Annotated in this window: 16 protein-coding genes; 13 read left to right on the top strand and 3 right to left on the bottom strand. The window is 45.1% G+C overall.

The features are described from left to right. Window positions 1–59 precede the first annotated feature (59 nt). On the top strand, window positions 60–1,613 hold the full coding sequence (sthA, locus tag EL162_RS05695) for a Si-specific NAD(P)(+) transhydrogenase (RefSeq protein ID WP_126330697.1): 1,554 nt from the start codon (window positions 60–62) through the stop codon (window positions 1,611–1,613). A gap of 107 nt (window positions 1,614–1,720) precedes the next feature. Here sthA and EL162_RS05690 read toward each other — a convergent pair whose 3' ends face one another. After that, a complete protein-coding gene (locus EL162_RS05690) occupies window positions 1,721–4,339 on the bottom strand; it encodes a heavy metal translocating P-type ATPase (RefSeq protein ID WP_126330695.1) in 2,619 nt (872 codons plus the stop codon). A 143-nt stretch (window positions 4,340–4,482) separates the two neighbouring features. On the opposite strand from EL162_RS05690, the gene mrcB reads away from it, so the two are divergent. The 4 genes from mrcB (at window position 4,483) to purH (ending at window position 10,285) form a co-directional block, all read left to right on the top strand. Then, entirely contained in the window at window positions 4,483–6,906 is a 2,424-nt protein-coding gene (mrcB, locus tag EL162_RS05685) for a penicillin-binding protein 1B (protein WP_126330693.1), read from the top strand. 116 nt (window positions 6,907–7,022) lie between these two features. After that, window positions 7,023–7,946: a 50S ribosomal protein L11 methyltransferase gene (gene prmA, locus EL162_RS05680; protein WP_126330692.1), complete on the top strand. Its 924-nt coding sequence runs from the start codon at window positions 7,023–7,025 to the stop codon at window positions 7,944–7,946. A gap of 171 nt (window positions 7,947–8,117) precedes the next feature. Continuing rightward, the gene (locus EL162_RS05675; protein WP_126330691.1) at window positions 8,118–8,366 is read left to right on the top strand and encodes a helix-turn-helix domain-containing protein; all 249 of its coding nucleotides are present in this window, start codon (window positions 8,118–8,120) and stop codon (window positions 8,364–8,366) included. Window positions 8,367–8,683: 317 nt separating this feature from the next. After that, on the top strand, window positions 8,684–10,285 hold the full coding sequence (purH, locus tag EL162_RS05670) for a bifunctional phosphoribosylaminoimidazolecarboxamide formyltransferase/IMP cyclohydrolase (protein ID WP_126330689.1): 1,602 nt from the start codon (window positions 8,684–8,686) through the stop codon (window positions 10,283–10,285). Window positions 10,286–10,440: 155 nt separating this feature from the next. Here purH and EL162_RS05665 read toward each other — a convergent pair whose 3' ends face one another. Further along, a complete protein-coding gene (locus EL162_RS05665) occupies window positions 10,441–12,306 on the bottom strand; it encodes a SurA N-terminal domain-containing protein (protein WP_126330687.1) in 1,866 nt (621 codons plus the stop codon). Window positions 12,307–12,486: 180 nt separating this feature from the next. Beyond that, window positions 12,487–12,759: a non-specific DNA-binding protein Hbs gene (gene hbs / locus EL162_RS05660; protein WP_076555291.1), complete on the bottom strand. Its 273-nt coding sequence runs from the start codon at window positions 12,757–12,759 to the stop codon at window positions 12,487–12,489. Window positions 12,760–13,300: 541 nt separating this feature from the next. On the opposite strand from hbs, the gene EL162_RS05655 reads away from it, so the two are divergent. From EL162_RS05655 to fdx, 8 genes are all read left to right on the top strand, one after another. Then, window positions 13,301–14,002, top strand: coding sequence for a hypothetical protein (locus EL162_RS05655; protein ID WP_227543382.1), 702 nt, complete (start codon window positions 13,301–13,303; stop codon window positions 14,000–14,002). Window positions 14,003–14,198: 196 nt separating this feature from the next. Beyond that, window positions 14,199–14,705 carry an Rrf2 family transcriptional regulator gene (locus tag EL162_RS05650; protein ID WP_076555289.1) on the top strand — a complete coding sequence of 169 codons (507 nt, stop codon included), beginning with the start codon at window positions 14,199–14,201 and terminating at the stop codon, window positions 14,703–14,705. Further along, complete coding sequence (locus tag EL162_RS05645; RefSeq protein ID WP_126330685.1) at window positions 14,702–15,925, top strand: IscS subfamily cysteine desulfurase; 1,224 nt, start codon at window positions 14,702–14,704, stop codon at window positions 15,923–15,925. Before EL162_RS05650 ends, EL162_RS05645 begins: the two co-directional genes overlap by 4 nt. Window positions 15,926–16,262: 337 nt before the next feature. Continuing rightward, window positions 16,263–16,646, top strand: coding sequence for a Fe-S cluster assembly scaffold IscU (gene iscU, locus EL162_RS05640; RefSeq protein WP_076555287.1), 384 nt, complete (start codon window positions 16,263–16,265; stop codon window positions 16,644–16,646). Between the two features lie 51 nt (window positions 16,647–16,697). Further along, window positions 16,698–17,018, top strand: coding sequence for an iron-sulfur cluster assembly protein IscA (gene iscA, locus EL162_RS05635; protein ID WP_126331683.1), 321 nt, complete (start codon window positions 16,698–16,700; stop codon window positions 17,016–17,018). A 71-nt stretch (window positions 17,019–17,089) separates the two neighbouring features. Further along, window positions 17,090–17,614: a Fe-S protein assembly co-chaperone HscB gene (gene hscB / locus EL162_RS05630; RefSeq protein WP_126330683.1), complete on the top strand. Its 525-nt coding sequence runs from the start codon at window positions 17,090–17,092 to the stop codon at window positions 17,612–17,614. Between the two features lie 36 nt (window positions 17,615–17,650). Beyond that, complete coding sequence (gene hscA / locus EL162_RS05625) at window positions 17,651–19,510, top strand: Fe-S protein assembly chaperone HscA (RefSeq protein WP_126330681.1); 1,860 nt, start codon at window positions 17,651–17,653, stop codon at window positions 19,508–19,510. Between the two features lie 27 nt (window positions 19,511–19,537). After that, entirely contained in the window at window positions 19,538–19,876 is a 339-nt protein-coding gene (gene fdx / locus EL162_RS05620; RefSeq protein WP_076555283.1) for an ISC system 2Fe-2S type ferredoxin, read from the top strand. Window positions 19,877–19,953 lie beyond the last annotated feature (77 nt).

Raw genomic sequence — 19,953 nt, 5'->3', positions numbered from 1 at the left:
AAAACCATAAGAAATGCCAATCCAAACTTATGCACTTGGCAACAACAAAAGGAAATATCATGCCAAAAAAACAAAAAGCCACAGCCGCCAAAGCTGCCAGCAATACCAAAGAAACCGTGCTACAGACTTTTGAGCATATTGACCACGATCATACGCACCCAAACCTCATCAGCCCGCTTGACGGTCATCGCATCGGCTTGGCTCGCCATCAGCAAAATCGCACCAAGCATAACTATGAGTACGATGCTATTGTGCTGGGTGCAGGTCCAGCAGGTGAAGCTGCTGCAATGAAACTTGCCAAATCAGGACAACGGGTCGCTGTCATCGATCCCCGCGATCAGGTTGGTGGCAACTCTACCCATGTAGGAACTATCCCAAGCAAGGCACTGCGTCAATCGGTATTTAATATCATTAACTTTCGCCGCGATCCCTTGTTTCAGCAAACCAAAGATGGTTATCAAGTTCCATTAAGCAAAGTATTAAGCAGAGCTAGAGAAGTTATCCGTCATCAGGTAAATACGCACAAGCTATTCTATGAACGCAACCAGATTCATATCATTCATGGCTGGGGCAAGTTTATTGATGAGCATACACTGGAAATTTGCACCAACGACCAAGAACCCACCAAAACCATCACCTTCAACCAAGCGGTTATTGCTGTTGGTTCACGCCCTTATCGCCCTGATATTTTGGACTTTAATCATCCTCGTGTATTTGACTCCGATAAGATTTTGCAAATGGATTATGTTGCACGCAAAATCATCATCTACGGTGCTGGGGTCATCGGTTGCGAATATGCCTCGATTTTTACAGGCTTAGGCTATGTTGTTGATTTGATTAATAATAAAGAACAACTGCTTAGCTATTTGGACGAAGAAATCTCGGACGCACTGAGCCACGATTTTCGCCAATTCGGTGTACGCATTCGCAACAACGAGGAAATTGAACGCCTAGAAACGCACGATGATTGTGTCATTTTGCACCTAAAAAGTGGCAAAAAAATCAAATCGGACGCAATTTTATGGTGCAATGGTCGCACAGGCAACACAGACAGCCTGAATCTAGAAGCCATCGGTTTGGCTGCCAACAGCCGTGGTCAGCTAGAGGTTGATCATAGCTACCGCACCAGCGTGCCGCACATTTATGCCGTTGGTGATGTGATCGGCTGGCCGTCTTTGGCATCAGCTGCTTATGATCAAGGACGCAATGCCGCCGCCTTTATGGTGGGTGATGAAGACGCTGAATTTATTAACAGCGTTCCAACAGGCATCTACACCATTCCTGAAATTTCTAGCATTGGCAAGACCGAAGCTGAGCTGACCGCCGAACAAATCCCCTATGAAGTCGGTCAAGCATTCTTTAAGCACTTGGCACGCTCACAAATCATCGGTGAACGCTCTGGTGTCTTAAAGATACTATTTCACCGTGAAACGCTGGAAATTCTCGGCATTCATTGTTATGGCAATCACGCCTCTGAGATTATCCATATCGGACAGGCTGTCATGAAATGCGGTCATACGCTTGAGTATTTTGTCAATACAACCTTTAACTATCCGACAATGGCGGAGGCTTATCGTGTTGCTGCACTCAATGGTTTGAATCGGATTTTTTAACCCCCTTTGCCTGATGAGCTGATGGGCAGCTTGTCAGGCAATATCAAAGCACAAACCCCTTCACCATCTGGTGGTCAAGCCTGCCAGTTGCAACAAAATAAACCAATCTAAGCAGCCACTCGGCGGATTCTCATGGCATTCATCACCACTGCCAAACTTGACAAAGACATACCAATCGCTGCAAGCCAAGGTGGCACATAACCAAGTGCCGCAGGAATCAGCACAGCAGTGTTATAAATCAATGCCCAGCGTAAATTTTGTCGAATAATCGTATGCGTCTTGGACGAAACAGCTATCGCCTGATGAATCACCGCCAACCGTCCACCCAACAAAACACTGTCGCTGGATACCTGTGCCAAATCCGCCGCTCCTGCGATGGCGGTAGAGACATTGGCTGCTGCCAGCACAGGTGCATCATTAATGCCATCACCAACCATCAGCACCTGATGGCCATTTTCCTGCAACTTCTTGATATGATTGACTTTATCCTCAGCAGTCAATCCATAATACACCTCGTCAATGCCCAGTGTTTCTGCCACCTTGAGTGCATTTGGATTGGGGTCGCCTGTCAGCATTAAGGTTTTGATGCCACGCTTGTTGAGCGATTGCACCAATGCTCTGGCATCGCTACGGATTGGGTCATTAAAATAAAACCGAGCAATCAATTGCCAACGCCCCTGCCGCCAAACCGATAGCAATACCGAAAGGTTTGCCTGATATTCCTGCAATTGTTCGGCAAATTTGCCAAATACAAAATCTGCCTTTTGCGAATCGCCATCACTGACAAAGCTGGCATGGCCAATGCGATAACGCTGCCCATTTACCACGCCTTCAATGCCGCCCGCTGCATGATGGCTCAAGTCATCAACTTGTGGCAAATGCAAATTGCGTGCCGCCGTCAATAGTGCCTTGGCAACAGGGTGGCGACTGCCAACCTCCAGTGCTGCCGCAATCGCCAGCGATTCATCAGTGGTGGCATCAGTAACCACCGCCAACAAATTCGCCTGTCCCATGGTCAATGTGCCTGTCTTGTCAAAAGCCACATGACTAACCGCTGCCAAAGTCTGCACCGTATGCCCTCGTGTCGGCAAAAATCCCAAAGCCGATAAGCGATTGGTTGCTACCGTCAAAGCAATCGGTGTTGCCAAAGACAATGCACAAGGGCAAGTTGCCACCAGCACCGCCACAGTCGCCCACAATGCCTGTTTTGGATCAATAAAATACCAAACCGCAAACACCAGCAACGACAGCACCAACACCCGTGCCACGAACCAGCGTGCCATACGATCAGCATCTTGGGCGATTTTTGGTTTTTCGCTCATCGCTCGGTTCATCAAGCGATCAATCAAGGCGATTTGGCTATTATCCACATCTGCCGTAACCAGCATAATCAATGGCTGACTGTCATTTTGCGAACCGCCAACCAGCACATCGCCGCATTGCTTGACAATCAAATCGCTCTCACCAGTCAGCAAACTCTGCGACACCGTCGCCTCCTGCGACAATAAAATACCATCGGCAACAATCTGTGAGCCTGCCTCAATGGCAACCACATCACCGATTTTGACACTTTGAGCCAGCACTTTTTCGTCAAGCGTGCGGTTGATTTGACTGGGCAAATCCACCTCATCAAGCCAGCGACAGATGGTATTTTTGGTAAGATTTTGCTCATTAAGATTTGCAATCAGATTTTCCGCTTGGGTGATTTTTTGTACCAGCAGCGGCTCAATCACCACCAAATCTGACGCCATGTTTGATGCCTTGAGCCGAGCATTTTGTTCAATATATCGCCCAGCCAACAAAAAGAAAATAAACATGGACACCGAGTCAAAATAAGTCTCGCCCACGCCTGTGATGGTGGCATACAAACTGGCAAAAAAAGTCAAAATCAGTGCAATAGATACAGGCACATCCATGTTGATTTGTTTGGCTCGCACAGCATTATACGCTGAGGCAAAAAATGGCACGCCCGAATAAAAAAACACAGGAATGCTGACAAACAATGCCACATAACGCAAAAAATCACGATGCTCATTAAGCATACCACTATAATCGCCAAAATAAATACCGATGGAGAACATCATCGCCTGCATCGCTCCTAGTGCCGCCACGCCCAAGCGAATCAGCATTTGTTTATTTTGTCGTTTTAGCATCGCTTCGTGCGTGTCTTGGCGATAGGGCTTGGCATCATAGCCCACCGAATGCACCGCCTTTAAAATATCGGCGATGGACAGCTCGCCCTCGTCCCAATTGACTCGCATTCGCTGCTGGGTTAGGTTCACCTGACAGGCTTTGACACCATTCATTGACCGCAGCCGCGTTTCTATGAGCCAAGTACAGGCTGCACATTTTAAGTTGGCAACCGACAATTCTGCCGTACTGCCACCATTTTCATGATAAATAAATTGTTTTTTAATATCATCGTGATTATACGCCTCAAAATTAATGGCATCAGGCAAGCTGGCAGTTGGGCTGATTTCACGGCGATCAAGATAATATTGCGACAATCCCGCCTCAACGATACTTTGGGCGGCCAATTGACATCCCAAGCAACACATCGCTCGCTGGCGAGCAAAAATCAGCGTAAAAAATGGCTCTTTGGGCAAAATCTCACCACAATGAAAACAACTGCCTTCGGCGGGCAATATCAGACTTTGTTCAATTTCATCAAAATCCGTTTCGTGGATTTTTGTAGTAGTCTTAGGGGTGATATCGTCATTGCTCATAAAAACACACTGGTTGCACTTATCGTGTCTATTATAGCACAGCAAAACAAAGTTTATCCCAACAAGTCAAACTTTGGTATGGCGGTAATAATTAATAAAAATAAAAAGATAATTTATATAAATAAAAATAATAAAATTTTCGCTTGAAAATTTATGCAATTTGGGTGATAGTATTATTTTTGACTTGGGGATTTATTGTGTCAAACTTTACGCCCTACTCACCCAAACACCGCTCGGGCTTTATTGTCAGCACGCTGGTTATTGTCTTGTTGCTGACACTGGTGGTTTTGGCATTTTATGCAGTTTATCTAAACACCACTGTCATTAAAAAATTTGAAAGTCGCCGATGGGACATTCCTGCCACTTTATATTCTCGCCCTCTGCCACTGTATCAAGGGGCAAGCCTCTCGGCAGATGAGCTTGAATCTTGGCTAAAATTATTAAACTACAGCAAAAGCAGCAGCAACAAAACAGGTCATTATCAAAATACTGGCAACCGTTACCGAATTTATCTGCGTAGCTTTGATTATGGCGATAATGACATTCAAGCAGAGCAATTGGTTGAGCTGGTATTTGAAAACAACACCATCACCAAGCTACTAAGCAGTGCTGCCAACACGCGTGGCATGGTTCGGCTTGAGCCTGTCAAGATTGGTGGCATTTATCCCAAAAATAACGAAGACCGCAAACTCATTGATAAAAACAGCACACCCCAAGAACTCATCGATGCACTCATCGCCACCGAAGATCGCAACTTTTATGAGCATTATGGCTTATCGCTGCGTGGCATTAGCCGTGCCATGCTCGCCAATCTGCTCGGCAAACCCACACAGGGTGGCTCAACCATCACCCAGCAGCTGATTAAGAATTTTTACCTTAATTCTGATCGCACCCTTAAGCGAAAAATCAACGAAGCAATCATGGCGGTACTGCTTGAGGCACGCTATGATAAAGATGAGATTTTGCTGGCTTATCTTAACGAAATTAATTTGGGGCAAAATGGCAACCGCTCTGTTAATGGATTTGCAATTGCAGCTGAATTTTATTTTAATAAACCTTTAAGTGAGCTAAGCCTTGAGCAGTACGCCTTGCTTGTTGGTATTGCCAAAGGCCCAAGTTATTACAACCCCAGAAACAACCCCGAGCGAGCTTTGGCACGCAGAAATATCGTGCTAAATAATATGCTTGTTACAGGAAAAATTAACGAGCAACGCTACCAAGAAGCAATAAAACGCCCCCTAGGTGTAGTCAAGACACCAACTATCGCCAGACCAAGATTTCCTGATTTTGTTGATGCAGTGCAACGAGAGCTGAACAGCTATTATCGCCAAGATGATTTGCAAAATCGTGGGCTGCGTATTATTTCAACACTTAACCCACTGGCACAGCAGGCCGCTGACACCGCCATGCGGACACAACTTGACAAATTACGCAAGCACTCTGATGCCACCAAAACCCTGCAAGGAGCCATCGTCAGTGCCAATCCAGCAACAGGCGAGCTGGTTGCTTTGGTTGGTAGCGGCAGTCAGTTTACAGGTTTTAACCGTGCCATTGATGCCAAAAGACAAGTCGGCTCGCTGCTTAAGCCTGCGATTTATCTGACCGCCCTACAGTCTGGCAATTATAACCTAAGCACCCCTGTCAATGACAGTCCAGTCAGTTATAATAACGGCAATCGCCCATGGACGCCCAAAAACTATGGTGACACTTCCTATGGCAGCGTGCCATTGATAACGGCACTGGCAAACTCTTACAACCAAGCAGCGGTAAATACTGGTATGCAATTGGGCTTGGATAATTTTTTGGCACAAATGAGCAATCTATCCATCACCAGCCAAATCACCCCCTACCCTTCGGTACTCCTTGGGGCAGTGGATTTATCGCCCATGCAGGTGCTTGGTATGTATCAGATTTTTGCCAACGGTGGTGCTTATACACCGATTCACACCATCAATGCTGTGATTGATGACAAAGGTCGGGTACTGCAACGCACTCAAAATAAGCAGCAATTTCGTGCATCGCCTGAGGCGGTTTATCTGCTCAATTATGGCCTGCAAGAAGTGGTTCGCACTGGCACTGCCAAATCAGCCAATGCCATCAGTGGCAATCTGGGCTTGGCTGGCAAAACAGGCACAACCAATGACAATCGTGATGCTTGGTTTGCTGGTTATAGTGGCAACTATGTCAGTGTCGTCTGGGTTGGTCGTGATGACAACAAACCTATTGGCTTGACAGGCGGTCAAGGAGCTTTGCCAATTTGGACAGATTATATGAACAGATTGACATTGACTGCGGTAAATTTGCCGCTGCCTGCTGGCGTTAGCTGGCGATGGCTTGATGGCAATCTTGGACTGCCCACCCAAGCCAACTGCCCAAACGCCGTTTGGTTGCCTGTCATTGACAGTTATCTACCCTATCAGACAGTCGATTGCACCGATGCCAGTCCGACAACCTCCATGCCAGATGAGATGATAAATGAGGATAATTTTGACGATATGGATGCCGATGATGGCGAGCCAATACTTTGGGAAGAGCAAATCAGCACAGATGAAACGCCTACTTGGTAAGGATTTGGCGATTGTCTGATAATTTTGTTATAATGGTGCAAATTTGGTAAGATTTGCCGCCACACAACTTGTGTCGCAATCACCGCACAATATCGGTTATTTTATTGAGGAAATCTATGTCTTGGCAACAACTTCACCTACAATGCCCACAATCTGCTGTTGAGCTTGCTGAGGCATTGTTTTATGAATCAGGTGCCGTCTCCATCTTGCTAGAAGATGCTGGCGATGAACCATTGTTTGAGCCATTGCCTGGCGAAGAGCCACTGTGGTCGCAAGTGATACTGACCGCTATTTTTGATACCAACAGCGATGACAGCTTGGCAGGCATGGATTTTGAAAGCCTAGCAGCCTCCATTGCAGCCGAGGTTCAGGCTTCGAGATTTTGGCTGACACGGCTTGATGATAAAGACTGGACACGCGAATGGATGAGCCATTATAAGCCCATTCAATGTGCAGATAGTTTATGGATTGTTCCTGAGTGGCTCAGTCCGCCTGATAAGACAGCAATCAACATTATCCTTGACCCAGGCCTGGCTTTTGGTACTGGCTATCATGCCACCACCCGACTGTGTCTAGACTGGCTTGCCAAGCAAGATTTGGCAGATAAATTGGTGATTGACTATGGTTGTGGCTCGGGGGTTTTGGGCGTGGCAGCCCTATTGCTGGGTGCAAGACAAGTGCTGGCGGTGGACATTGACCCACAGGCAATCCTTGCCACACGCCAAAATGCCGAGCTAAACGGTGTTGCTGACAAGCTCATTGCATTTTTGCCAGAAGAGTTTAACCAGTATCGCAACACACATGACGAGCTTGCCGATACCATCACTGCCAATATTTTGGCAAAGCCGCTGATTCATTTTGCCCCAACTTTTCAGCAATTATTAAAGCCACACGGCTCGATAGTGCTGGCAGGGTTGATTCAATCACAGACTCAAGAGGTTGAAGACGCTTATCGTCCTTATTTTGAGCTTGACGCTCCATTTTGTTATGATAATGACAACGATCATCATTGGCATCGCTTAAGCGGTATCAAAAAATAAATATTTACAAACTTGCTACATATCATAACACAAAAATCACAGCCAAATTGACAATGCTTTGCTAACATTAGTCGCAATTTCTGTCAAAAATGACATAAATGAGTTGCTTTTGTTTTATTTAAATATTTAATTGCATTGATAAATTCTTTGGATAAACTTACGAGTATAACAATGACAACACAAACCGAAAACACTACCCCTCTCCATGTCCATGTTGAAGATGCCGCACAGCGATATTTTGCCGCTTTGGGCGATGCAAAGGCAAACAATCTGTATGAGATTTTTTTGGCAGAATTAGAAAAACCCTTGCTAATTGCCACCTTAAAGCACACTCGCGGCAATCAATCCAAAGCAGCAAAAATTTTGGGGCTAAATCGAGGAACTTTACGCACCAAATTAAAATCATATCGCCTGCTGTAAATCGCATGCCAACTGCCCACATTGGGCAGTTTTTTATTTTCTTTGCAGTCGCAGTCATAATCACCAAGATCCAGATTGCATTGACTGGTAATTGCTTGCACTACCAAGGTTGATTTTAGCCAATCAATTTGCTAACAGCATCAGCAATCAAGCCCGCTCATGATGGTTGTTTTTGCTAAAAAACACAACAAATCACGGCTTAGCACTTTATAAATTTGGTAATCAATGGTATTATTTTATGCTCAATCATCGATGGTATCACATCGACAGTCAATGCTATTGACAAAAAAATCTCAATAAATTTATTAGGTTGAATTATGAATCAAAAGCGTTTTGCCCTATTGTCCGTATCTGACAAAGCAGGCATTGTTGAATTTGCCCAAGGTCTTATCAAAGCAGGTTTTGATATCTTGTCCACAGGTGGAACTTATAAACTGCTGACGGAAAATGGTATTGATGCCCTTGAAGTTTCGGCACATACAGGCTTTAGCGAAATGATGGACGGCCGTGTCAAAACCTTGCACCCAAAAATTCACGGTGGTATCTTGGGTCGCCGCGGTGTTGATGATGGCGTTATGGCAGAGCATGGCATTGACCGCATTGATATCGTTGCAGTCAATTTATATCCTTTTGCCGCAACCATCGCCAAGCCCAATGTTAGCATGAGCGATGCCATTGAAAATATTGACATCGGCGGCCCTGCCATGGTGCGTTCTGCTGCCAAAAATCACGCCCATGTCGCCATCATCACCAGCCCAAATGACTACAACCGTGTATTAGATGAACTAAACAATCAAAACGATCTAAGCCATGCGACTCGATTTGACTTGGCGGTGAAAGCATTTGAACACACGGCTGCTTATGACGGTATGATTGCCAGCTGGCTAGGTGCTCGCCTACCAACAGACACGGCTAATAACAACCCAGATAATGCTGATGCCACAAGCCAGTACCCTCGCACCTTCAACCAGCAATTTATCAAGGCACAAGAATTACGCTATGGCGAGAACCCCCACCAAACGGCAGCATTTTATGTAGAAAATCATGCCAGCGAGGCATCTATCGCCACCGCCAAGCAGTTACAAGGCAAAGAGCTTTCTTATAATAACATCGCCGATACTGATGCTGCCCTAGAATGCGTCAAATCCTTTGCCAAGCCAGCTTGCGTTATCGTCAAACACGCCAACCCGTGCGGTGTTGCGGTGAGCGAACAAGGCATCTTGCAGGCTTATGATTTGGCCTATGCAACCGACCCAGAGTCAGCTTTTGGCGGTATTATTGCCTTCAACCGCCAGCTGGATACCGCCACCGCCCAAGCAATCATCGACCGTCAATTTGTTGAGGTGATTATCGCTCCAACAGTAGCAGACGGTGTGGCTGAGATTGTCGCCAGCAAAAAAAATGTCCGCCTACTCACCTGTGGCGAATTGCCAGACATCAACGCACGCCATGCTCAATTTGACTTTAAGCGTGTTACAGGCGGTCTGTTGGTACAAGAGCAAGATTTGGGCATGATTGATAAGTCTAACTTAACAGTCGTTACCGAAAAAGCACCAACAGATGCCGAGCTTGATGATTTGATTTTTGCATGGAAAGTTGCCAAATATGTCAAATCTAATGCCATTGTCTACGCCAAAAATCGACAAACCATCGGTGTTGGTGCAGGACAAATGAGCCGTGTCAATTCTGCTCGCATTGCCGCGATTAAGGCAGAACACGCAGGCTTAAGCGTCGCAGGTGCCGTCATGGCATCAGATGCCTTCTTTCCATTCCGTGATGGTATAGACAACGCCGCCGCCGCTGGCATTAAATGTATCATTCAACCGGGTGGTTCGGTGCGTGATGATGAAGTGATTGCCGCTGCCAATGAACACGGCATTGCCATGGTCTTTACTGGCATGCGTCATTTTAGACATTAATTACACAAACCAAAAAACGGTGTTCATGCACCGTTTTTTTTGATAATTCTTAATTTGACAAATCAATCCACCCTGCCACATCTGCCAAGTATTTGCAGCACGATTATTTGTATTCAAAAAAACCTTAAAGTTTAACTTTAAGGTTTTTATTAAGATTATCGCTGCTGGGCTTTAAGGGCATCTTCATTGATGACCACTTCGCTACTTTGTCGCAGATAATGCACATAATCTTCCAATTGATCTGCACCGATATTATCACGAATCACCGCAACAACACGCATACGATCTTCGGCGGACAGTGGACTTTCACTACTTTTTTGCACCTTGCCACCGACAATCACGCTTGCTCCTGATTCGGTTTGTACCGCCCAGACATCTTTATCGTTACCACTTTGGTTCAAGAATAAACTTGCCAGCTCAAGCGAATCAAGCAAGGGATTGATGCGTGTACTCATGCCAATATTAGCACTTGGCGTTGTCAATCTGGCAAGCTCTGCTGGTGATGCTTTTGCCGCCTCTACTGCTTGCTGTGCCGCTGCCATTGCAAGTTTGCTGGCTTTTTGCTGAATTAATCGCTGCTTAATCACAGGTTTTGCTTCATTAAAGCTCAAGGCACGCGCTGGCTGATAATTGCTTGGTTGCAGCCAAATATTTTTCTCACCAATCAAAATATTCGGGCTGACACCTTGATTTTGAATGGTGAAATCATCAAAAGCCGCAGCAATAATCGCAGGCTGGTTCAGTGCTGTGTCATTATCTGTTTGTGGATAAGCGGCTATTTGGGCAACTGTCAGCCCTGTTTGCTTGGCAATATCTGCTGCACCCATACCATCGGTCGCCATTGTGTTGATTTTTGCTGACAATTCCTCAAAGGCTTGAGATCGCTTAAATTGCACCGCACGAGCCAGCAATTCATTGCGTGCATTTGCCAAAATCGCCGAATTGTCATTGAGTTTGGTAATTTTAAAAATATGATAGCCAAATCCACTTTTGACAGGCTGGCTAACCTGACCTATGCCCAATCCAGACAATGCACGCTCGATAGCCACCCCATCATTGCCAAAAACATTGGGGTTAAATGTGCCAATATCGCCGCCATTTGCCCCACTTGGGTCATCGGAATATTGCTTGGCAAGTGCCTCAAACGATTCGCCTGCATCCAGCTTTGCCCGAATCTGCTTGGCACGCTCTTCGGCATCTGCTCCTGTTAATAAAATTTGAGCCAATTGCGGACCAGCATTAATGCCGTTTTCTTTTAAATAAGCAGCTTGCTGAGCACGAATCTCCTCCTCGCTTGGCTCATCGACTTTTAATTGATTGGCATCAAGCTCAATATAGCTCAAATCAACCGTTGCAGGCTTGGTGAGCGATTGTTTATTTTGCTCAAAATACGCCTGAATTTCTGCATCGCTGACCGACACCTGATCGGCATAATCCTGCCATTTATAACGATTCACCCACACTTCTCGTGATTCTAGCTGCAAATCAATCAATCTTGAAACTTGACTGTCTGGATAAATAGCCGTCCCCAAAATGCTGGTGATTAACTGACGCAGGCTCAGGCGAAGTCGCTCAATTTGAAACAGCACATCTTTGGTCAGCCCATTTTGTTGCAAATAGCTGGCAAATTTTTCATTAGAAAACTGCCCATTGTCCTGAAAGACAGGAAATTGTTGCAACAGCTGCGTAATCATCTCATCTGACACCGTCATGCCAAGCACCGAAGCCTGATTTTCAAGCAATGCCTTATCGGTCAGACGCTTTAGCACAATCTGTATTAACGCCTGCTCGTCAATCAAGCTGGCATCAACACCCGACTCAATCAACGCATTGCGTTCGGCATTTAATTCTGCCTGAAAAGTGCTAACATCAACCACTCGGTCGCCAACCTTAATCAGCTCATTTGGCTTAATCTTAGGGCCACCAAAAGTCCCAACGCCCAAAAACGCCATCGGCACCAAAGTACCAATCAGCACCAAGCGACCCGGCCAACTGTTTAAGAAATTCCGCATTTTTTCCATAGGATTACACTTTGCTCTTATCAAGTAGTCAATATAAACCTTACTATAATACGCTAATTTTTGTCATTTCTCAAAATACTTTTTGTAACTTTGCAAAAATATCCAGCCATCATCATCTTGGCAAAATAAAAAGCCACCAAAGGGTAGCTTTTTAGATATATCACAGCTTGATTGCTGGTATTAGTTTACAGCGTCTTTTAGACCTTTGCCTGCTTTGAAGCTTGGTACTTTGCTTGCAGGGATTTCGATGGTTTCAAGCGTTTTTGGGTTACGACCAGTGCGTGCTTGACGCTCCTTAACGCTAAAAGTACCAAAACCAACCAAAGTAACAGAATCACCGCGTTGCAGTGCATCTTGTACACTTTCAGTGAAAGCATTCAATGCTTTGGTGGCTTGATCTTTGGTTAGACCTGCAAGGCTTGCAATATTATCAACCAATTCTGACTTATTCATAACCTATCCTCATGTAATGGATTTAACAATTAAAATATTGCTTAAGTTTCCCAAGCGTATTTAAACATGCATTTTAAAAGTATTGCTAAAGTTTTACAAGTGCCAAAGTACAAAAATTTGCAGAAAATCACAAAAAATTGCATTTTTTGTGAAAATTTGCAGAAATTAAGCCATTTTCCAACAAAAATCAGCAGCACAAACCAGTCATTACCAGCGTGCTGACATGATAATTTTGACAAATTAGCAACCACTGTGATGGATATGGTAACAAAAACAACCAACAATTCTCCAATTTTTATGCAAAAAATTGCAAAAAGTTGCTATTTTTCTCAATCAAGATGCGGTAAGATAATCAAAATACATAAAACTGGCAAAGTTTGGCAAATTTTATGAAATCAGCCAATTTTATCATCAACTCTACCAAGTGCAGCTTGGTGACTGGATAAATCAACAATATTATGATAAATTCTACAAGCAAATAACTCGCCAAACGACAAGCAGCCTTACTTGCTTATAGCCAAAAATATATCAGGAACAATCAATGACGACAAATACCCCAAACGCACTACAAACCCAAACGCCACAAAATGACAGCGAACAGCAACCAGCAGGTGGCATCGTTTCTCGTAGTCTGATTGGCGTTGTGCTGATTTTTATTGAATCTGCGATTGCTCTGATGTTGCGACTTGATCCGAAGTTACGCCAGCTTGCCTATCCACTTGCCAAGGCAGGCACGGTGGTTTGTATTCGCTCCTACCTACCCCACACCACCATCTATGCCACTTTTGGCTATCGTGGTGTTTTGCTGGACAGTCAGCTGCCAGCCAATGTCAATGCCGATATCACGGTAAATGCTTATAGCTTTCAGCTTGTTAATGCACTTATTAACCACAGTCCAAGCCACATTGAGTCGCTACAAATCCGTGGTGAAGCTGTGATGGTTGAGAATTTCAAGGCATTTTTGTTGCGTGTTGGCGTTGGTGGTGCTATCCAAAATCTCATCACCAAATTTACAGGCAATCAAAAACCAAAACCAACCGCCGAAAGCCAAGCCAAACAAAACAGCGATTATCAACAAAAAATTGCCGAGCAAGCCGAACGCATTGACACATTATCTACAGAAAACAAACGCCTATCCATTCAACTGGCCGAGCTTGCCAGCAAACAAAAATCGACTTTTGTTGCCATGATTGTCGCTGCCTTTGCCGCCATTGTCAGCACGGTTTTGCACTTTTTTATCTAACAACAAACAACCATCGGCTGGGCAAATAACCATTAATTGATAAAATCAATCCATGAAATTGAAAAATTTGATGGATTTTTTATTGATTTAATCTTGACCTGTTTACTAGGAATTATTATAATAGGCAACATTAACCACCCAACTTCACAGGCCACTGTGCCAAAGTGGAATTAGGCAATTTTTTGGAATTATTATAATGCGTTTGACAACTCGTGGACGGTATGCCGTCACTGCCCTTTTGGATTTGGCTGTCCAAGAGAATCGCCATAAAGGTGCTGTGTCCTTATCCGACATTGCAAAACGCCAATCCATCTCCATATCTTATCTTGAGCAACTATTTTCCAAACTTCGCAAAAAAGGCTTGGTCAATAGCACGCGTGGGGCGGCAGGTGGCTATCACCTTGCCAAACCCCTAAACGAAATTGATGTGATGAGCATTATTATCGCCGTTGATGAAAGCATCAATGCCACCCAATGTGGCGGCAAAGGCGACTGCCAAGATGGCTCTATGTGCCTGACACATGACCTATGGCATGACCTATCCATACATATCGAAAATTATCTAAAAAATGTTACTTTAGCACAGCTTTTAGAAACCAAAAATACCCAAGCCATCGCCGACCGCCAAGAGCATCGACTGTGTGGCAACAAAAAAGACAATTCACAAATCACAACTGTCAATTTGATTGGAAATCCAGCATGAGCCAGAATTCTTTGATTTATTTAGATTATGCCGCCACCACGCCTGTTGCCCATGAGGTTGCTGACAAGATGGCAAAATACCTGACCTTTGATGGCATCTTTGGCAATCCAGCCTCTCGCTCGCACGGCTTTGGTTGGCAAGCCGAAGAGGCGGTCGAAAATGCCCGCTTGCAAATCGCCGAAACCATCGGTGCTGACCCACGCGAGATTGTCTTTACCAGCGGTGCAACCGAATCGGACAACCTTGCCCTAAAAGGCGTGGCACATTTTTATGAAAGCCGTGGCAAGCACATCATCACCAGCCAAATTGAGCACAAAGCCATCTTGGACACTTGCCGTCAATTAGAGACCGAAGGCTTTGAGATTACCTATCTTGAGCCTGAACAAGGCACTGGGCTGATTCACCCAAGCCAAGTTGCCGATGCCATTCGCCCTGATACCATCTTGGTAAGTCTGATGGCGGTCAATAATGAGCTTGGCACAATTACCGACATTGCCGCCATTGGCGAAATCACCCGTGAAAAAGGCATTATTTTTCATGTTGATGGAGCTCAAAGCGTCGGCAAAATCAAGCTAAACTTGGCAGAGCTAAAAATAGACCTGATGAGCTTTAGCGGTCATAAAATCTACGGCCCCAAAGGCATTGGTGCATTGTATGTCAGCCGCAAACCTCGCGTCCGCATCAAAGCAGAGCAGCACGGTGGTGGTCATGAGCGAGGTATGCGTTCTGGCACATTGCCAACGCACCAAATTGTCGGCATGGGCGAGGCATTTGAACTGTCTGCCAAACGCTTTGATGAAGATCATGCACACATCACAGCCCTACGCGATAAACTATGGCAAGGCTTGCAAGACATTGAAGAGGTTTATCTAAACGGTAGCCTTAGCCAAGGTGTGCCAAACATTCTCAATGTCAGCTTCAACTTCGTTGAGGGTGAAAGCCTAATGATGAGCCTAAAAGACTTGGCGGTGTCATCAGGCTCAGCGTGTACCTCAGCCACCCTTGAGCCGTCTTATGTATTGCGTGCCATCGGTCGTCCTGATGAATTGGCACACTCATCAATTCGCTTTAGTTTCGGTCGATACACCACCGAAGAAGACATTGACCGCGTCTTGGCACAAATCCATGAAGCCGTTGATAAACTGCGTGAACTTTCGCCATTGTGGGATATGTTCAAAGAAGGCGTGGATTTTAGCAAAGTTGAATGGCAGGAGCATTAATCCACCGCCTTTTGCAAATTAATCGCTCGGCAGTTGATTGACCGCATGGCTTGGGTAAAGCAACAAGTCATAAGACTGCCAGTTTGGCAAAATGCAGTGAAATTTGAACCAAAATCCTGCTTAAAACGGACAATTTATCAGCCCATCATAAATGCGAATTTGGTGAATTGTCCGCAGCAAAGCCACAAATGAACAGCGGTTCTTTTGTACAACACAAGCAAGGCGATTGACAAACGCTATTGTAAGAAAAAATTAAGAAAATTGTTATTAAAGCTGATTATTTCAACATATTTTCACTAAAACTTTTGACAATAATCACAAACAAAAGAGAGTAATCATGGCATATTCAGACAAAGTTATTGACCATTATGAAAATCCTCGCAATGTGGGCAATCTTGACAAAAACGCCAAAAATGTCGGCACAGGTATGGTGGGAGCCCCTGCCTGTGGTGATGTTATGCGACTACAAATTCAGGTTGGCGACGATGGCATCATCGAAGATGCAAAGTTTAAAACCTATGGTTGTGGCTCGGCAATTGCCTCAAGCTCACTGGTAACAGAATGGCTAAAAGGCAAAACACTCGACCAAGCCGCCGCCATCAAAAACAAAGACATCGCCGAAGAGCTTGCCCTACCCCCTGTAAAAGTGCATTGCTCGGTACTTGCCGAAGATGCCATCAAGGCAGCCATCGCCGATTACCAAACCAAAGCTCAAGCCTAATCGCTTGGGCTTTGGTGGCGATTTGCCATTTTGTCAATCTAAGGAGCAATGATGATCAGTCTAACCAGTCGTGCCGCTCAACATGTTAAAGAGTTTTTGCAAAATCGTGGTAGTGGCGAGGGCATCCGTGTTGGTGTGCGTACAGCAGGCTGTTCTGGGCTTGCCTATGTGCTTGAATTTGTTGATGAACCTGACAGCAGTGATGAGCGTTTTGTCAGCGAAGGCGTCTCGGTATTTGTCGATCCCAAAAGTTTGGTATATCTAAATGGTCTACAGATGGACTATGTTACCGAAGGGCTAAATTCTGGCTTTAAATTCAGCAACCCAAATAAAACGGGTGAATGTGGCTGTGGCGAATCGTTCACCGTCTAAGGATTATCGATAAGCATTGTCTTGACAAGGCTTATTTGATGATGATTTTGCGTTAATTATCGGAACTTATTATGTCTGATGCTCATTTTTTTGCTTTATTTGGTCTGCCTGTTGATTTTAATATTGACAAACAAGCCCTCAAGCAAGCACATTTAGCTCTACAAAAACAGCACCACCCAGACCGCAATACTGCCAATCACGGCAGCAATCAACAGGCATCTCTTATCAACCATGCTTATCAAACTTTGCTGGCTGATGACAGTCGTGCTGATTATTTATTGCAACTATCAGGCGTGGTTGTTGATGCGTCAGAATCCATTGCCGATTGGGAGTTTTTGGACAGCATGATGCAGCTGCGTATTGAGCTTGACGATACCTCTGATAACGGTAAACTTGCCCAAATTGCACAGCAGGTTGGTTTAATCAATCAGGCACAGGCACAACGCTTTATTGAGGCTTATGGTAATCAGAATTGGTCGCAAGCAATTGATGCCAGCAAAAAACTGCAATTTACCGCCAGACTGCTTGATGATATTGCCAACAAAACAAGCGAAAACCTAGCCAAAGACAATACTGACGATGAACTGTATGTCTGAATTTATCCAAAATTAACTTAGCATTAAGAAACCATCATGTCTTTATTACAAATCAGCGAACCCAATCAAAGCAAAAACCCACATCAGCACCGCTACGCATTGGGCATCGATTTAGGTACAACACACTCACTGGTTGCAGTTGTGCGTTCGGGGCGTGCCGATGTCCTGCCCTTTGACAACTCACCTCTATTGCCTTCGGTGGTGTATTATGGCAAAAATAGCAACACGCCGCTGATTGGTAATGCAGCATTGGCACACGCCGACGACAGCCAAAACACCATCATCTCTGCCAAACGCTTTATGGGTCGTGCCAAATCAGACATTAAATTTTCACACCCCTATCAACTGGCAGGCAATCATAATACCATGCCTGCATTTGTTACCGCACAAGGTGAAAAATCTCCTGTAGAAACTTCGGCTCATATCCTAAAATACCTAAAAAACCACGCCGAAGCCGCCCTGCCAGCAAACAGCATTCAAGGAGCGGTGATTACCGTGCCTGCCTACTTTGATGATGCACAGCGACAGGCCACCAAAGATGCTGCCACTGCCGCAGGTCTGACCGTACTAAGGCTACTTAATGAACCGACCGCCGCTGCCATCGCCTACGGACTGGACAAAAATACCAACAACGGTAATTATTTGGTTTATGACTTGGGCGGTGGTACTTTTGATGTTTCGCTGCTGAATTTATCCGATGGCGTTTTTGAGGTTTTGGCAACAGGTGGTAATTCTGCTTTGGGTGGTGATGATATTGATCGCTTGATTGCCAATTGGCTTATCAAAGCTGCCAATAAAAATCCCAGCGAGATTAGCAATGACGAAAAAGCCCATTTAGCAAAAGTCAGCAAAAACTGCAAGCAGCAGCTTAGCCATCATGATGCTGTTGAGATTGATATTGAGATTGCTGGCACCAAATTACAAACCACACTGGACAATCAGACACTAAGCAGTATCATTGAGCCTGTCATTCGCCGTACGCTGCAAGCCTGTGAGCAAGTTCTGCTTGATGCCAAACTTGACAAAGCAGCTCTTGCCGATATTATTCTGGTCGGTGGCTCAACTCGAATGCCCGTTATCCGAAGAGCGGTCGAGCAGCATTTTGAGCGTGTACCGCTTTGCAATATCAATCCTGACGAAGTGGTCGCAATCGGTGCCAGCATTGCCGCTGACCAACTGGTTAATCAGTCTAATAATGCCTTGCTGCTACTTGATGTAACACCGCTATCGCTCGGCGTTGAGACAATGGGCGGCTTGGTGGAAGTGATTATTCCTCGCAACACCCCCATTCCTGTAACACGCCGACAAACTTTCACCACCCATCAAGATGGTCAGACAGGCATGGTGGTTCATGTCGTGCAAGGTGAACGAGATACAGTTGCGGATTGTCGCAGTCTGGCACGCTTTGAGCTGCATGGCATACCGCCAATGAAAGCAGGTTTTGCACGCATCGAGATTAGCTATGCCATTGATGCCAATGGTCAGCTGACGGTTTCGGCACGAGAGACCACCACTGATGTCGTGAGCCAAATCCAAGTCAGCCCAAGCTATGGTCTGTCAGAAGAACAGCAAGAACAGTTGCTACAGGCTGGCTTTATCCACGCCCAAGCTGACAAGGCTGCTCGAATGTTAATAGAAACCAAAGTTGAAGCAGAGCGAGAAATTATCGCCCTAACTTCAGCACTTGAAGAGTTTGCCGAGTTGCTAACTGATGAGCAGCACAAAACCCTACTGACGCATATACAAGCCGTCAAACACGCCATCACTACCGATGACAAGGCTCAAATTGACAAGCAAATAACTGCACTCAAGCCACACAGCGATCATTTTGCCAGCGTTATTATGGACAGCAATGTCAAAAATGCCCTTGCAGGCACACACACAAGCGATTGGTAATTCCATAGCCATTTAAAAGAGATTATTATGACCACTGTAACTATTTTACCTCATCATGAAATCTGCCCAGAAGGTGCAACCATTGAAGTTAATTCAGGCGATAATCTATGTGAAGCCATGCTAAATAATGGCATCAAAATTGAACACGCTTGCGATATGTCAAAAGCCTGTACAACTTGTCATGTCATTGTCCGTCAAGGTTTTGACAGTCTTGACGAAATGGACGACATTGAGGGCGATTTGCTTGACCGTGCTTGGGGGCTTGAACCAGACTCTCGCCTATCCTGCCAATGCGTTATCGGCACAGAAGATTTATTAATCGAAATCCCCAAATACACCCTAAATCACGCCAAAGAAGGTCATTAACCGCACATATAGCCACCACACAGCCGAGTTCTATGTGGTGGTTTGTTAAAACACTGATTAAACGATATAAAAATTAA

The organism is Moraxella cuniculi (genome assembly GCF_900637105.1).
Taxonomy (GTDB): domain Bacteria; phylum Pseudomonadota; class Gammaproteobacteria; order Pseudomonadales; family Moraxellaceae; genus Moraxella; species Moraxella cuniculi.
This window is presented reverse-complemented; position numbering and strand designations above follow the sequence as displayed.

Bases quoted from the DNA above. Each gene is read 5' to 3' on its own strand.
- sthA (WP_126330697.1), top strand. From the start codon at position 60: ATGCCAAAAAAACAAAAAGCCACAGCCGCCAAAGCTGCCAGCAATACC.
- EL162_RS05690 (WP_126330695.1), bottom strand. From the start codon at position 4,339: ATGAGCAATGACGATATCACCCCTAAGACTACTACAAAAATCCACGAA.
- prmA (WP_126330692.1), top strand. From the start codon at position 7,023: ATGTCTTGGCAACAACTTCACCTACAATGCCCACAATCTGCTGTTGAG.
- EL162_RS05675 (WP_126330691.1), top strand. From the start codon at position 8,118: ATGACAACACAAACCGAAAACACTACCCCTCTCCATGTCCATGTTGAA.
- purH (WP_126330689.1), top strand. From the start codon at position 8,684: ATGAATCAAAAGCGTTTTGCCCTATTGTCCGTATCTGACAAAGCAGGC.
- EL162_RS05665 (WP_126330687.1), bottom strand. From the start codon at position 12,306: ATGGAAAAAATGCGGAATTTCTTAAACAGTTGGCCGGGTCGCTTGGTG.
- hbs (WP_076555291.1), bottom strand. From the start codon at position 12,759: ATGAATAAGTCAGAATTGGTTGATAATATTGCAAGCCTTGCAGGTCTA.
- EL162_RS05655 (WP_227543382.1), top strand. From the start codon at position 13,301: ATGACGACAAATACCCCAAACGCACTACAAACCCAAACGCCACAAAAT.
- EL162_RS05650 (WP_076555289.1), top strand. From the start codon at position 14,199: ATGCGTTTGACAACTCGTGGACGGTATGCCGTCACTGCCCTTTTGGAT.
- EL162_RS05645 (WP_126330685.1), top strand. From the start codon at position 14,702: ATGAGCCAGAATTCTTTGATTTATTTAGATTATGCCGCCACCACGCCT.
- iscU (WP_076555287.1), top strand. From the start codon at position 16,263: ATGGCATATTCAGACAAAGTTATTGACCATTATGAAAATCCTCGCAAT.
- iscA (WP_126331683.1), top strand. From the start codon at position 16,698: ATGATCAGTCTAACCAGTCGTGCCGCTCAACATGTTAAAGAGTTTTTG.
- hscB (WP_126330683.1), top strand. From the start codon at position 17,090: ATGTCTGATGCTCATTTTTTTGCTTTATTTGGTCTGCCTGTTGATTTT.
- hscA (WP_126330681.1), top strand. From the start codon at position 17,651: ATGTCTTTATTACAAATCAGCGAACCCAATCAAAGCAAAAACCCACAT.
- fdx (WP_076555283.1), top strand. From the start codon at position 19,538: ATGACCACTGTAACTATTTTACCTCATCATGAAATCTGCCCAGAAGGT.